The 14475-nt window shown below is 59.9% G+C and carries 12 protein-coding genes and 1 pseudogene; 1 reads left to right on the forward strand and 12 read right to left on the reverse strand.

Translation table 11 applies throughout. From position 1 onward, the window contains the following. The 9 genes and pseudogenes from AB5Z09_RS10055 to hybO all read right to left on the reverse strand — a co-directional run. Positions 1 to 147, reverse strand: a pseudogene (locus tag AB5Z09_RS10055) (ABC transporter permease); the annotation flags it as partial. After that, entirely contained in the window at positions 137 to 1147 is a 1011-nt protein-coding gene (locus AB5Z09_RS10060; RefSeq protein ID WP_111900000.1) for an ABC transporter permease, read from the reverse strand. The pseudogene AB5Z09_RS10055 and the gene AB5Z09_RS10060, both read right to left, overlap by 11 nt. Next, positions 1132 to 2754 (reverse strand): ABC transporter substrate-binding protein, encoded by a 1623-nt coding sequence (locus tag AB5Z09_RS10065; RefSeq protein ID WP_368195208.1) that lies wholly within the window; start codon positions 2752 to 2754, stop codon positions 1132 to 1134. Before AB5Z09_RS10065 ends, AB5Z09_RS10060 begins: the two co-directional genes overlap by 16 nt. Positions 2755 to 2885: 131 nt before the next feature. Further along, on the reverse strand, positions 2886 to 3425 hold the full coding sequence (hybE, locus tag AB5Z09_RS10070; protein WP_368195209.1) for a hydrogenase-2 assembly chaperone: 540 nt from the start codon (positions 3423 to 3425) through the stop codon (positions 2886 to 2888). Then, positions 3407 to 3937 (reverse strand): HyaD/HybD family hydrogenase maturation endopeptidase, encoded by a 531-nt coding sequence (locus AB5Z09_RS10075; RefSeq protein ID WP_368195210.1) that lies wholly within the window; start codon positions 3935 to 3937, stop codon positions 3407 to 3409. Before AB5Z09_RS10075 ends, hybE begins: the two co-directional genes overlap by 19 nt. Next, positions 3937 to 5640, reverse strand: coding sequence for a hydrogenase 2 large subunit (gene hybC / locus AB5Z09_RS10080; RefSeq protein ID WP_368195212.1), 1704 nt, complete (start codon positions 5638 to 5640; stop codon positions 3937 to 3939). Before hybC ends, AB5Z09_RS10075 begins: the two co-directional genes overlap by 1 nt. Next, the gene (gene hybB / locus AB5Z09_RS10085; protein ID WP_021230238.1) at positions 5637 to 6824 is read right to left on the reverse strand and encodes a Ni/Fe-hydrogenase cytochrome b subunit; all 1188 of its coding nucleotides are present in this window, start codon (positions 6822 to 6824) and stop codon (positions 5637 to 5639) included. Before hybB ends, hybC begins: the two co-directional genes overlap by 4 nt. After that, positions 6817 to 7863, reverse strand: coding sequence for a hydrogenase 2 operon protein HybA (gene hybA / locus AB5Z09_RS10090; protein WP_368195213.1), 1047 nt, complete (start codon positions 7861 to 7863; stop codon positions 6817 to 6819). The genes hybB and hybA overlap by 8 nt, the downstream gene beginning before the upstream one ends. 2 nt (positions 7864 to 7865) lie before the next feature. After that, positions 7866 to 8999, reverse strand: coding sequence for a hydrogenase 2 small subunit (gene hybO, locus AB5Z09_RS10095; protein ID WP_368195215.1), 1134 nt, complete (start codon positions 8997 to 8999; stop codon positions 7866 to 7868). A gap of 1261 nt (positions 9000 to 10260) precedes the next feature. On the opposite strand from hybO, the gene AB5Z09_RS10100 reads away from it, so the two are divergent. Beyond that, positions 10261 to 11307: a diguanylate cyclase gene (locus tag AB5Z09_RS10100; protein ID WP_368195216.1), complete on the forward strand. Its 1047-nt coding sequence runs from the start codon at positions 10261 to 10263 to the stop codon at positions 11305 to 11307. A gap of 44 nt (positions 11308 to 11351) precedes the next feature. Here the strand turns inward: AB5Z09_RS10100 and AB5Z09_RS10105 are convergent, their stop codons facing one another. The 3 genes from AB5Z09_RS10105 to AB5Z09_RS10115 all read right to left on the reverse strand — a co-directional run. After that, the gene (locus AB5Z09_RS10105) at positions 11352 to 12488 is read right to left on the reverse strand and encodes a glycosyltransferase family 4 protein (RefSeq protein WP_368195217.1); all 1137 of its coding nucleotides are present in this window, start codon (positions 12486 to 12488) and stop codon (positions 11352 to 11354) included. A 12-nt stretch (positions 12489 to 12500) separates the two neighbouring features. Then, positions 12501 to 13772: a glycosyltransferase family 4 protein gene (locus tag AB5Z09_RS10110; RefSeq protein WP_368195218.1), complete on the reverse strand. Its 1272-nt coding sequence runs from the start codon at positions 13770 to 13772 to the stop codon at positions 12501 to 12503. Continuing rightward, positions 13769 to 14475: O-antigen ligase family protein (locus tag AB5Z09_RS10115; protein ID WP_368195220.1), on the reverse strand; the 707-nt coding region annotated here is incomplete at its 5' end. The genes AB5Z09_RS10110 and AB5Z09_RS10115, both read right to left, overlap by 4 nt.

The following is a 14475-nucleotide window of genomic DNA, read 5'->3' on the forward strand; positions in this document are numbered from 1 at the left end:
GTGGGCCAGCGAGGGGGGCTGCTGGCGCGCCAGCAGATCCATCGGCACATCCTGATGAGAGAGGCTCCAGCCGTAAGTGGCCAGCAGCGCCAATCCGAGCAGGGCAAAAACCAGCCGCAGTATCGAGGGAAGCGGATTAAACAGCATGCTCGCCCTCCCAGCCCCGATTGATGCGGGCCAGCAGCAAACTGGCCACCGTATTGCCAATAAAGACCAGCAGGGTGCAAAAGAGCACGATTCCCATCAGCAGGGGGATATCCCCCCGCAGCCCCGCATCCACGGTGGCCTGGCCGAGCCCCGGATAGGAGAAGACCTTCTCTGCCAAGAGCGATCCGCCAATCAGTTCGCCGAGGGAGGCAAACTGCAGGCAGAGCGCCGGGGTCAGGGCATGGCGCAGCACATGAAAACGCAGCATGGGCCAGCCACCATCCCCCTGAGCGCGGGCGTAGCGGATAAAGTCACTCTCCAGCACCTCGGCCACCCGCGCCCGGGTATGCAGGGCAATATTACCCAGCCCGAGCAGGGCGAGCGTGATCACCGGCAGCAGCAGATGACGCAACCGCATGACCCAATCTGCCTCATCGGCAGCCAGTCCCGGCGTCCAGGCGCAGCAGACTGGCAGTAGCGGCCAGTGCACCGCAAACAGCGCCAGCAGCAACAGGCCGACCCAGAAGGTGGGCAGAGAGGCAAGCAGGTAGGCAAAACGGCAAATAAGGCGATCGGGCCAGCGGTTGAGATAGCGACCGGCGCAGAGGCCCAGCACAATGCCGAAAAAGCCGGAGAGCAGCCAGGCACCCGCCAGCAGCAGGAAGGAGGCAGCAAAGCGTTGGCCTATGACCTCACCCACCGGTGCGTTGTAGAGCATGGAGTAACCGAGATCCCCCCGCAGCACCTGGGTAAACCAGTGCCAGTAACGCAGCCAGAGCGGCTGATCCAGCCCCCAGCGAGCGGCGATGCGGGCGTACTGCTCCGGCGGCACATGGAGCAGATCGTTGCCGATATAGGCCTTGATGGGGTCGATGGGGGAGTAACTCAGCAGCACAAAGGTGGCGACCGAGACCAGACATAACAGCCCTGCCAGACGCAGCAGGGCTTTTAGCAACAGATAACCGGAGTGACTCAAGGGCGAACTTAACGGCACGTCCACCGCCAATCCTGCAGGTTGTTGAGCAGGGACCAGCTACCGTGGATTTCCGGCGCCCCCTTGCCAAGGTCGATGCAACGGTTGGCGAGATAGGTGTGCTGCACATTGAGCAGCCAGGCCCAGGCGGCATCTCCCTGCACTCCGGCGCCGCTCTTGCCATCCCACTCCACCTGTTGCCAGAACGGCACCGCCGCCTGCCAGTTCGGGGCATCCAACGCCTGCTTGAGGTGGCCATCCACCACAGGGTTGCTGTAGTAGCCCGGGTTGTAGAACTCTACCCCGCCCGAACCGCTCTGGTAGTGGTGATAGAGCTCCATGGGATCCAGACTCCCCCACCCCATCAGCACCGGATTGGCGTGCATCTCCCGCTCCACCTGCTCCCAGCTGCCGGACTTGAGGCTCACCTCAAGACCGATGGGCTTGAGCATGGCCCGTACCGCTTCCGCCAAATCCCGGCGGGTGCTGTCGCCACTGGTGTACCAGAGGGTAAAGGCGGCGCGCAGATTGCCCTTGTGGCGAATGCCGTCACTGCCCATCTTCCAACCCGCCTCGTCGAGCAGGGCGTTGGCGTGAGCCGCATCCCCATCCTTGAAGGCGGTGGCTTTATTTAACCAAGGCAGGCCTTCTACCGCGCTGTAGGCGGGGATGGCATGTCCTTCCAGCAGCTGGTCGGCCAGCAACTTGCGGTCAATGGCGTAGTTGATGGCGCGGCGCACCGCCACGTCCGAGGTCACGTTGTTGCCGATGGGATAACCCTTGGCATCCTTGCCGCCAGCAGGCGGAATGGGGAAGACGATACCGCGGTTCTCGACACTCGGCCGCACCCACAGCTTGAGGGAAGCAGGCACGGTTGGCGCCAGCGACGGGGCGATGCGCACCACATCAAGCTGGCTGCTCTGGGCGGCGGCATAGGCGCTCTCTTCGTCGATAAAGACAAACACCAGCCGTTTGAAGTCATTGTTGCCGCCAGCGTAATAGGGGTTCGCCTCCACCACCAGTTGCTGGCCGGGCAGGAAGCTCACCAGCCGGTAAGGGCCGGCACCGACCGGCTTTTGGGCATATGCTTTTGCGTCGTAATCCTGCTTCGACACTATCCCCAAAGATCCCAGCACGTTGACGAAGGTGCTCTGGGGGGCACTCAGGGTGATGGCAACTTCGGTGGGTGAGAGCACCTTGGCCGAGACAAAGTTGCCCATGTCGATCTTGCCGCCACCCTTGGCTGCGCTGTTGTAGGTAAAGGCCACATCCTCGGCGGTGAGTGGCGCGCCGTTGGAGAATTTCAGGTCAGGCTTGAGGGTAATGAGCCACCCTTTGCCATCCTTGCTCGGGGTCACCGATTGGGTGAGCACATTCTGCCAGCTGAGATCGGCACTATCGCCAGCAATCTGTTTGAGCAGCGGGCTGTGCAGCAGCAGGTAGCTGCCGTGACTCCAGCCAAGCAGAGGGTCAAACCCTTCGGTGGGTTCGGCACCGATGGCGAGCTTGAGCTCGGCAGGCACAGGTTGGGCAGCGGCCAGCGCCGCGTGAGAGGCAGTGCCCAGCAGCAGGGTCAACAGGGCGGCAGCACTGGTGCCACAGTAATGGCGAAGGGAATTGCTTGGAACAGTCATGGGGATCCTTCTTGTTTTGTACCACTCACGCGTTATCACTCAAAAAAGAGGTGGAATGCGTGTTAGAGAATGCAAGTGAGGGGCCAAAATGGCCCCCTATTCTAAACTTGATTTCGCGTGAAACCTAGCGACTATGCCGGTTGACCGCGCCGGGCACCAAATAGCCGTCTGCGACCCAGATCCACACCGCCAGCCCCTTGCTGCACCGGCAAGGAGAGCAGCATCTTGAGGGTACTGCTCACCAGCGCCCGCCCCTCGTCGGCCCCCAGATGCGGGTCGATGGGGGACATGAGCGAGCAGGCCAGCAACTGACCACTTTCGGGCAATTCACCCACCATAAAGGTCATGTTGCCGCAGGGGAGCTGCAGGGCGAGTCGATCGCTGCTGCTGCGCACCGGCCAAAGCTGATCCGGCCCCGGCAGCACCACCACGCTCAACATCCAGGGGGTAAGCACGCAGCCGAGCCACTGGCCTTCAAACAACGTGCACTCGGCCACAATGGGCATGGTGGCGTGATAGAAGGGCAACGCCTGCATCTCTTCGCGAGCGATCCGCTCGTACTGGGCTACCAGTAAAGGCGCGGGATCGCTGGCAAAACCGGCAAACTCCTGCGCTGTCTCCGGTACTATCTCCAGCACTCTCTCAGCCTCGCTTAAATGGGACTGCGCCATAGGCCCTCCCGTGCTTGTTCGGCTTTCTCCTGCTCAGAGAGCGCAATGGCGGGCGCGCCAACGGCGGCCAGCAGGGTCAAAATCCGATCCGTCGCCTCCCCCATGGCAGCCACCACCACGGGGGTGAGGCCGATGCGGGGCTCGAGGGATTCGGGCTCGACCCCGATCAGGGTGAGCCTCTTTGGCGACTCCCCCGTCATGTGCAGCGCCGAGAGCACGTCCGCCAACCCCAGCTGATGGGGGGAGATCTTGCGGCCAAACAGGGTCGGGATCTCCTCATCTTTCAGGGTCACCACTGTGCCCGGCGGATTACCGCTGCGCACCGCATCCACCAGAATGATGTGATCGCGACTGGCCATCGCTTCGAGCAATTCCATGCCGGCGGTACCGCCGTCGAGCAGCTCGATGCCGGGGGCGAAACGGTAGTTGCGCCCCAGCGCCTCGACGATGCGAACCCCTACCGCCTCATCGCTCAAGAGCAGGTTGCCGACGCCCAAGATCAGGATGTTCATCACAACACCTTCACCTGAGTTGTTTCGCCATTCTGGGTATCCACCACGTGCACCGCGCAGGACATGCAGGGATCGAACGAGTGGATGGTGCGCACCACCTCCAGCGGTTTGGCGGGATCCGCCACCGGGGTGCCCACCAGCGCCTGCTCGTAGGGGCCGGGCTCGTCATTGAAGTTGCGCGGGCCCGAGTTCCAGGTCGATGGCACCACCGCCTGATAGTTCTCGATCTTGCCGCCCTTGATGACGATCCAGTGGGAGAGCATGCCACGCGGCGCCTCTTCAAAGCCCACCCCGCGAAACTCTTTGTCCGCCGGGATCTCGGCCTTGATATAGGCGGTGGTATCCCCCTTGCCGATGTTGTCCACCAGCGCCTTCCACTGATGGGACAGGGTATCTTTGAGCACGCAGCAGCGCACCGCGCGACCGATGATGCGGCCCATGGTGGAGTGCAGCTGCTCAGTCTTGATGGCCGAACCGGTGAGCGCCTTGTAGATGCCGTTCAGCTGATCGAAGTGCGCCACCGTCTCCGGGTGTTTGGCGGCGAGTTTCACCAGCAAGTCGGCAAGCGGCCCCACCTCCACCACCTTGCCGTAGAAGGTGGGGGATTTGACCCAGGAGTATTTGCCATCATCCTGCCAGCCGGTGTAGTCGGGCTCGGTCTTGCCCTCCCACGGCTTGAGGGGGGCGTCATCCTTGTACCAGGCGTGCTTGTTGCTCTCGGCGATGCCATCCATCAGCCAGCCATCCTGATGGCTCTCGATGGGGCGATAGCTGGCCAGATTGCCATTCTCGATGTAGCCGCCCGGCATCAGGAAGCTGCCGCCGTCACCGTCGGTGGGGAGCTCCGGCACGCTCAGGTAGTGCTTGGCCCCCTGCCCCAGATTAAGCCACTCGGGGTAGTGCGCGGCGATGATGGCGGCATCCACCTTGTAGACCTGCTCGATAAACTCGCCGAGCCGGTCGATAAAGCTCTTCACGTAGAGCAGCCGCTCTAGGTTGAGCACGCTCGGCGCATCCAGATTGATGGGGTTGGCCACGCCGCCCACCGCCAGATTCTGGATGTGCGGGCTCTTGCCACCGAGGATGGCGACAATGCGGTTGGCATCGCGCTGGCACTCCAGCGCCTGCAGGTAGTGGGCCACGGCGATGAGGTTTACCTCCGGGCTCAGCTTCATCTCCTTGTGACCCCAGTAACCGTTGGCAAAGATGCCGAGCTGGCCGCTCGCTACCAGCGCACGGATCTTGTCCTGCACCTTGGTCAGTTCATCGGCACTGTTGAGGGACCAGGTCGATACCCCCTTGAGCATGTCCGCCGCTTTTTGCGGATTGGCCTCAAGGGCCGCGGTGATGTCCACCCAGTCCAGCGCTGAAAGCTGGTAGAAGTGGACGATGTGATCGTGGATGTTGTGGGCCGCGATGATGAGGTTGCGGATAAACTGGGCGTTGACCGGCACCTTGGCGCCGATGGCATTCTCCACCGCCCGCACCGAGGCGATGGCGTGGATGGAGGTACATACCCCGCAGATGCGCTGCACTATCATCCAGGCATCGCGCGGGTCGTTGCCCTTGACGATCTCCTCCATCCCGCGCCACATGGTGCCGGACGACCAAGCTTTGGTCACTTTGCCGCCTTCGATTTCGCAGTCGATACGCAGGTGCCCCTCAATGCGGGTGATGGGATCTATGGTGATACGTTGGCTCATACGTTGGCTTTCCCTCGGGCCTGATAATCTTGGTGAACACGTTCAAGTGATGGCAGTACCGGCAGCAGCCGGATCAACAGCAAATAGGCACACACCTCGATGGCAACAAAGCCCAGAGAGATCAGCACCTCCTCCGCGGAGGGGAAGTAGTGGTAGCCATTGCCGGGGTTGAAGGCGAGCAGGGAGTAATCCAGTCGCCAGAGGGCGGCGCCCAGCAGCATGCTGAGGGCCCCCAGGAACAACATGCGCGAATCCCGGCGGCTCTTGTCCCAGTGGAACACCAGCAGCGGGAAGATCATCAGCGCGATCTCGCTCCAGAACATGATGGAGAAGCGATTGAACTCGGAGAGATACTCCGACTTGTCGTGGATGACGATCTCGGCAAAGCGCAGCGCCACAAACAGGATCAGGAAGATATCGATCACCTGGGTCAGTTTGTAGAAGAGCGACTTCTCGTTGGGGCCCCGCCCCGCCAATCCCGCCTGCACCAAGGAGCCTTCAAACACCACGATGGAAAAACCCATGATGAAGGCGGTCAGAAGCGAAAAGACCGGCAGCAACTCGTAGCTTTGCCAGAGCGGATGGATCTTCTCCCCCGCCACTATCATCAACGAGCCCATAGAGGATTGGTGCATGGTGGGCAGCAGAGCCCCCAGCGCCAGCACGAAGAACATGATCTTGTTGAGGCGAATGAGTGACGCCTTCCAGCCGAACTTCTCCAGCAATACCGGCGCAAACTCCAGCGCCATCACCCCGATATAGATGGTCATGCAGACCGCCGTCTCGAACAGCACCGAGGAGGTGTTGAAGTGACCGGGCAGGTAGAAGTACGGCAGGTTCCAGTAACGCCCCACGTCGATGGTGATGGAGAGGCCGCCCAGCGAGTAGCCAAACAGGCTCGCCAACAGGGCCGGTCGCACCAGCGGGTGATACTCGCCCCGGTTGAACACATAGACAGCCCAGGCCAGCGCCCAGCCGCCACAGGCGAAACCGGTACCGATCAAGAGATCAAACGAGATCCAGAGCCCCCAGGGGTAGCCGCCATTCAGATCGGTGACCGAGCCCAGCCCGAAGACGAGGCGTTTTAAAATCAACATGCCGCACAGCACGGCAAAGGGGGCCAGCACCAGTACAGGCCAGCTGACCAGCTTGCCACCGAGGGGATACGCCTTGTGATTACTCATGATCCTTGCCTCCCTTTGTGGTGCCCTGATCCTTGATCTGCGTACTACCCTGATCATGACCATCATCGTGATGGTGATCGTGACCATTCTTGGTGTTGCGGCGAATGAGCACCGAAAGGCCGGTCAGCACCACCATGGGCAGCACCATCCCCTTGTAGAGGGTGTGCTGGATATGCTCGGAGCGGGCACCGGAGGAGAGCTCCGGCAGATCGGGCATATCGAGCTTGGTATAGGGCACCCCGGCCAGCACCAGCACCTGGGTACCGCCCCCCTCCTTCTCGCCATAGACGTAAGGCTGGTAGTTGGGCACTTCGTGCAGGTAAGGGTCGTTGGCAGAGAGGGTCTGGCGCGGATAGGCATATTCACTGCCAGGGGTCGCCAGCAGGCGGCGCTTGGCCTCGGCCATCAGCTCCTCGCGGGTACCGAAAATGACGGCGCCGGTGGGGCACACCTCGACACACCCGGGCAATTTCCCCTGATCGATCCGCTCAAGCCCCTTCTGGTTGCAGAGCTCGCACTTGTGGATCGCCCCCAGCGGGTTGTCATAGTCATATTTGGGCACATCGAACGGGCAACCCACCATGCAGTAGCGACAGCCGGTGCAGACGCTCGGGTCGTAGTGAACGATGCCGGTCTTGGGATCTTTTTTAAGAGCCTGCACCGGACAGACAGAGACGCAGTTGGGATCGACACAGTGCATGCACTGCTTCTTGATGTAGGCGTAGCCATCCACCAGCTGATCCTTGTGCTCGCCAGTGCCGCTCTTCCACACCTGAATGATGTTGTTGGTGTAGGGGGTCAGCTTGTCGTTGTTGGACCAGGTTTGCGCCCCGGCTGGATTGGCCGGGTTGCCGTTGAGGCGCTGACACTCCGCTACACAGGCCTGACAGCCAACGCAGAGGGTGGAGTCATACAACATGCCGAGCGCGCTGGGAATGGGCGGCTTGTTCTTGGCCGCTGCCAGTGCGGTGCCGGGTACGGCTGTGCCCGCCGCCAGTGCACCGACGGAGGCAAATTTGAGGAAGTTGCGTCTGTTCACGGTTACTCCTCCCGTGATGGGTGCTGCCCGGCTTCGTGGCGCTTCTGCTGGCGACCGAGTTCACGCACCGTCATCAGACTCACACCCACCAGCACCCCGAGGGCGCCACCGATCAGGCCAGTCGCGGTGGGCGAGGTATAGCCCCCCTCCTGGATTTTCACATCGGGTTTATCCACCCGCGGGGTCGGGTTCTCGACCTTGGCGAGCTGGAAGATCCCCTTGCTAAAACCGACCCCATGCTCGTTGCAGCCATAACAGGGGTGGCCGATGCCGACCGGCCAGATGCCGCCGCCCACATCGCAGAAATCCAGGGTCGAGCAGTTGCCGTAGGTTTCCGGCCCCTTGCAGCCCAGATGGTAGAGGCACCAGCCCTGACGGTGGCCCTCATCGCCAAACTCCTTGGCAAAACGCCCTGCGTCGAAGTGCGGACGACGCTCGCAGTTCTCGTGGATCAGCCGCTCATAGGCAAACAGCGGACGCTTCTTGGCATCGAGCGCAGGCAGCTTGCCGTAGGTGATGTAGTAGGCAACCGTGGTGAGGAAGTTGTGGGGATTGGGCGGGCAACCCGGGATATTGATGATGGGAGTGCCTATATTGCCGAGGGCCTCTTCGAGGCTGACGGCACCGGTCGGGTTGCCGCCGCTGGCAGGCACACCGCCCCAGGCAGCACAGGAGCCGATGGCAATGACCGCAGCCGCATCGGCGGCGGCACGGCGAATATGATCGACGATGGGCTCACCGGCCACCATGCAATAGACGCCACCATCTTTGAGCGGAATGGAGCCATCCACCACCAGCACATACTTGCCTTTATAACGCTTGATGGCGTTGTGCTTGTTCTCTTCAGCCTGATGACCAAAGGCCGCCGAGAGCACCTCGTGGTACTCCAGCGAAATGGTATTGAGGATCAGGTTCTCGATGGTGGGGTGCGTGGCGCGCAGCAGCGATTCGGTACAACCGGTGCACTCCTGCGCCCCAATCCAGATCACCGGCGGCCGCTCGGGGCTGGTAAGCGCGGTGGCCATCTTGGCGACGGCATGCTGACTTAATCCCAGGGTTGCGGCCATCCCGGCACACAATTTCATAAAATCACGGCGATTAATCCCATGAGCCGATAAAAAATTATCCTCGACCATTCTACTTATTCCCGTAGTGAGCACTTGTTTGATAAATGCTTAATAGCGGAAATGCTAAGGACTCACCCACCCTGCAGTATTGATCTCTATCAATTTCGACCGGCTTCCCCCTATTTTCATAGCGAGCCACATCACAAATGAAATTAATTACCCCCAAAGAGATATTTGGCAACTCCGTAAATTTTATGAACTTAATTGGATATTAAATAATTAATCACCGCATATCCTCTCTTTCACTGTGAGCCAAATTAACATGATTGAAATCTTGGCTATACCGCTCCTTTCACAATACTGATGCCCACCAATAAATGATCCATTGAATATATCTTTACTCATTCCATTGCATATTCCATACAGTCATCCACGGGACAACCTCCTGACTTGCCTCCCCACACCAGAACGGTCTCATGGCCAGCTACCACCAGTAGCAAGCACGGCCTGCACGGCACAGTTTACCTGCATGTCGTTTGGTTTCAGTTTGCATTTAGCCTGCATTGGACGGCGATGATTGCTTCTGCTAACCCACACAGTACAACCCCGCTTGGCCTCCCTGATGTTTAACACCGCTTAGTGAAAAGATGCCGCCGAGGTATGCATATCAGTATGACCTCCCCCACTCTTTATTGTCTTGGATGCTGGTGAGTAAAATATCGCGATCACGGATATGTTTACGCATCATCGTGAATCTGCATTCAAATTAATGGTAAGAGAAAAGGCAAGGTGGAAGACTGTCTGCAACATAGACATCATATTTAACTCGCGATGCATTAGCTCATCCGGTTACAGATGTTACCGCCCACCTTCACACTATTTACCTTCACGTCACCCTGCGTAATTAACCAGAGCGCAAATATCCATTCCCATCGATATAGATGATAATTATTCTTGTTCAATGGCAACCCCAAAAAATGAGTTTGGATGACGATAAACATGACAAACGATAAGCGTGTTAATCATCAGCCGAGCAGTGGCTCCAGCCACTACCTTGCCTGATCGAACTCGAACTCGTTGACCGCCCGGCTCACCTCTTGAAATGCAGCACGCAGCGGCCGCAGTTGCAGAGAGAAGCCTCCCCCTGACTGCCTCTGATAACAACGCCATAGAGCCTTGTTTCTGGCTGGCCCTACGGACACTTGCCAAGTGCGGGAATTGAACAAAAAAACGAGAAAAATCAAGATAGATAGCCAATTAAAATGACATAATTGACTATAGTTCAATCGAACGTTTGAAAAACGTGACCACTTCACATGGACCCAGCGCAATGACCACTGAACGGGAACAGTTGATCCGCTCACTGTTTGATGAGTACATCGAGCTGTATTCATCACGGGATGATCGGCTCACCACGCGGTTTAGCGACAATTTCAGCGGTTTTGCCGGCAGCAGTGATGTTCTGGTTACCGATAAAGATGAGTGGATCCGGATAACCCGCCGCGATTTTGCCCAGATCCCGGGCAGGATCCGCTTGGAAATACTCGATGTAACCCTGCAAGATCTGGCCGCTGATGTGGTGGCGGTCACCGCCTTCTTCCATATCCATCTACCGAAATCAGAACCTATCCTCTCCCGCAGAACCGCCAGGTTGGTATTGATTTTTCGACACGAAGCCATGGCGTGGAAAATTGCTCACAGCAGTATCTCCATCCCTTACAGTGCGGCTCGGGAAAGCGAAATTTACCCGATGACCAGTCTGGAGGAGCGCCAACATGAGCTGGAGCTCATTATCGAGCTCAGAACCAAGGAGCTGGCGGAAGCGAACCGGAAACTGGAAGCGCTCAGCAATACCGACGGGCTCACCAACATCGGCAACCGTCGTCTGTTCGACAACTCATTGAACCAGGCCTGGGAGCGCTGTATTCAGACAGAGATGCCGATTGCGCTCATCATGCTCGACATCGATCATTTCAAGCAGTTCAACGACCTCTATGGCCACGTTGCCGGTGACGAGTGCCTTCGATTGCTGGCCCATACCCTGGCGCAATCCGGGCGCCGCTCGGGGGAGTTGGTGGCTCGCTACGGCGGAGAGGAATTTGTCATCCTGCTGCCACATGTCGAGCGTCAATCCGCCTATGAAATTGCCCAACATATCCAGCGGCTGATTTTTGCACTCGCGCAGCCACACGCACAAAATACCACCGGTCTGGTGACCGTTAGCATGGGTGTTGCCTGCCTCAGACCATCGAGTCACTGGCAGCCGTCTGAACTGGTAAAACTGGCTGATGCTGCGCTCTACACCGCCAAATCATCCGGCCGTAACTGCATCAGAGTGGCGGAGTCACCCAGCCTCCCGCAACCAGTCTGCCCATAAGTCCCTCATACGCCACCATCCTCCCCATGGGGAACCACTGCGCGCTAACCATGCACGGCAAGGCTCAACGCATCCCATCGCAACATACCTTCCCACTGATCCAGTGTGCTTTGGTAGGTATCCGCCGCGTTGTAATGGGCCATGGCATGCAGGCGGGCATGATGGCCAAGTCGCTTGACCTCGTCGGGCATGGCATTGAGGCTGGCCAGCACCCGCGCCAGATCGCCGGGATTGTTTGGCTGATATTTGCGGCAATTCACGTCATCGGTGAGGTGTCGATCCCACCAGGCGCCATCGGCCGGGATCACTACGCATAATCCTGCCGCCATGGCCTCCAGAATGGAGAGACCAAAGGGTTCCTGATGACTGGTGGAGACAAAAATGCCGCATTGAGATCGGATCTCGTCAAGATTGGCGGGGTTGGCATACCAGTGCGTGTCTGGCAGCTGTGGCTGAGGCTGGCTGCAGGGCTGCAGCGTGCCCTTGGGCTGCAGATAGCACACCATCAGCTCGGGGCGAGCATCAGGGATCATCTGATGGGCGGCAAGCATCGTCTCCAGCCCTTTCCAGCGCAGCAACGAGGCCGCCCACAAAATGCGGTGCCCCCCCAGGGTCGCTTTGGGCCAATCAATCTCGCTCAAACCGTTGGTAAATGGCTGCCAGTGTGACGGGAACTCGGTCTCGCCAAGCCGGGCCAGCAACGCCGCCAGGGAGCTGCGAGTTGATTCGAGATAAAAGACAAAATTCGCCCGTTGCAAGGCTCTGGCTGAGAGGCCCGAGCACCCCACAGGGCCATGGATCAGCTGAACCACCCGGCACCGCAACCAGCGGGCCGCCCAGTAACAGCAGAGATCCACCCCCGGCCCTGACGCCGCCACCAGGCACTTCACCTCCCCCAAACGCAACACCAGCCAGAGGATGAGCAGGGTCTGCCACCCCTGTTTGAGCAGATAACCGATGCCGGACTCCCGCCCCTTCAATATGTGGGGCAGCCAAAGAGGATGATGCTGGCAACGGGACCAGGAGTCGGGATCCTGGGTCAACACATGGCATGTGAGCCCGGGCATCCGTTTGGCCAACTCATCGAGCAGCACTTCGGTCGCAACCTTGGAGCCACCGCGAAACGGGATGGGATCCACGACGATGACCTTTCCGAACACCGGCTCAGTTTGCATGCTCATCTTGCTGCTCCCTTACTCTGGCACCTTGCGGCGGCCAAACCCCAGTTGCACTTTTTGCGCCACTTTTGCCATCCCACTCGCCAGCATATTGCGACCTCTGGCAAGGAGTCGTTGCCCCGCCCAATGAATGAGTGGTCGGAAGGGTGTGGGGGCCGTTGCGTGCCAACGACCAGCCAGCGCGGCGTCCCAAACCGCCGTGACCCCGTCAACGTAGCGCGCCACCGTGAACAACTGTGCGGCACGCAACTTAGCGGCCCGCCCCATTTCACATCGGCGCTGCGGATTGCTCAATTGCCGCCAGTGATCAGCCATCTCGGCCCAATCCCCCGGGGTTGCCAGCAAGCCGGTCACCCCCTCCTCCACCACTTCGGGGATGCCGCCCACCCGATAGGCACTGACCGGGAGCCCCAACATGCCCGCCTCCGCCAACGTCAGACCAAACACCTCCTCACGGGCTCCGGAGACCAGCAGATCCACCCCGCCTCGCAAGATAGCCGCACTGTCTGGTCGCTCGCCGAGAAAGTGGACCCGCTCGGCCACCCCGAGTTCGACAGCCAACGCCATCAATGCTTCCCGCTCCGGGCCGCTGCCAATGATCAGCAACTGGGCTTCCTCCCCCGATGCCATCAGGGCAGCCAGCGAGCGGATCAGCAGATCAATCCCCTTGCGTTTGATCAATGAGCCAACGGTGGCGATGATCATATCCCCCGGTGGCAAGCCCAGCATGCCGACGACCGGCCAGTGAGCACCGCCATTCAGGCGAGCGGCATCGACCCCGTTGGGTACCCGGATCAACCGATCGGCCGCGCAGCCATCCTGGCGCCAACCGGTCAACACCGGCTCGCTCACCCCGATCAGCACACTTGCCCGATGGACCCGCAAGCTGAATCTGTCTCTGGGCTGATAACGGGCATGGAGGTGGCACACCAGCGGTACCTGCAACGCCCGACAGACCCCCGCCAGCCACTGACAAGGAGCCGCGCTATTGGCGTGCACCAGCCCAATCTGCCGTTCGGTGATGAGCTCTCTGGCTCGCCGGGAGAGGCGCCGATGGGCCGCAAGATCAAAACGGGGCGCCTGCCATCCCAGCAGCAGGCTGAACGGCTCGACCATGGTTTCTACCCCGAGGGTGGCCACCTCTGCCGCCAGCGTCGGGCTATTGCACCAGAGCAACGGCGTAAAGCGGCTGCGATCGAGGTGGGCCAGCAGATCCAGCAGGCAGCGTTCGCTGCCGCGGATCCAGTCCTCTCCGTAGTGAACCAGCAAAACAGGGGTTGCGGTCATCCTCTTGCTCCCTTTGGTGGCACTGCCGGCAACCGGGTTGCCTCCTGATGATCCTCAGAGGTGGCCTGCACCTCTGTGGCCGCCTGCTGCACGTACTTGATGGCGGCGACGGCCAGCGCCAATTCCAGATAGATGGGCCAGGTAAAGCCCTGGGTCAGGAAGGATCCCGAAATCACAAACCCCACCATGCTGGCCATCACCCCCTGCATCGCCGTGATCACTGCAGGAGGCATGCCAGCAAGCTGGCAACGCCAGCAACTGCGCAGGGTCACCGTCACCATGCCGATAAACAGCGCCAGCCCGACAAAACCGGTTTCAGCCAGCACCCCGAACCAGGTGGAGTGCACCGCATGATTGAGTCCATCCCAATGGGGGCTGTAGAAGAAGTAGTTGTAATAGAAATTGGACAAGCCCACCCCCACCAGCGGATGGCCCAACGCCATGCCCCAGGCCGCTTGCCAGGCGTAGATCCGCCCCATGGCCGAGGCATCGACCCCGCTCTCGGCTGCGCCGCCAGATGCCCGGTCGCTGATCCCGGCGGCGGCAAACAGCACCACCAGCGCGACCATCCCCATCGAGATCAACAGGGTTTTCGACTTCACCCGCTGCCAGGCAAACAGGCCGCTGACCGCACACACGCCAAGCAAACCGCCGCGGCTCTGGGTGGCGATAATGGCGGCCGCAGTCAGGACAAAACCAAGCC

The sequence above is a fragment of the Aeromonas sp. R2-2 genome, assembly GCF_040908355.1.
GTDB classification, from domain to species: Bacteria; Pseudomonadota; Gammaproteobacteria; order Enterobacterales; family Aeromonadaceae; genus Aeromonas; species Aeromonas veronii.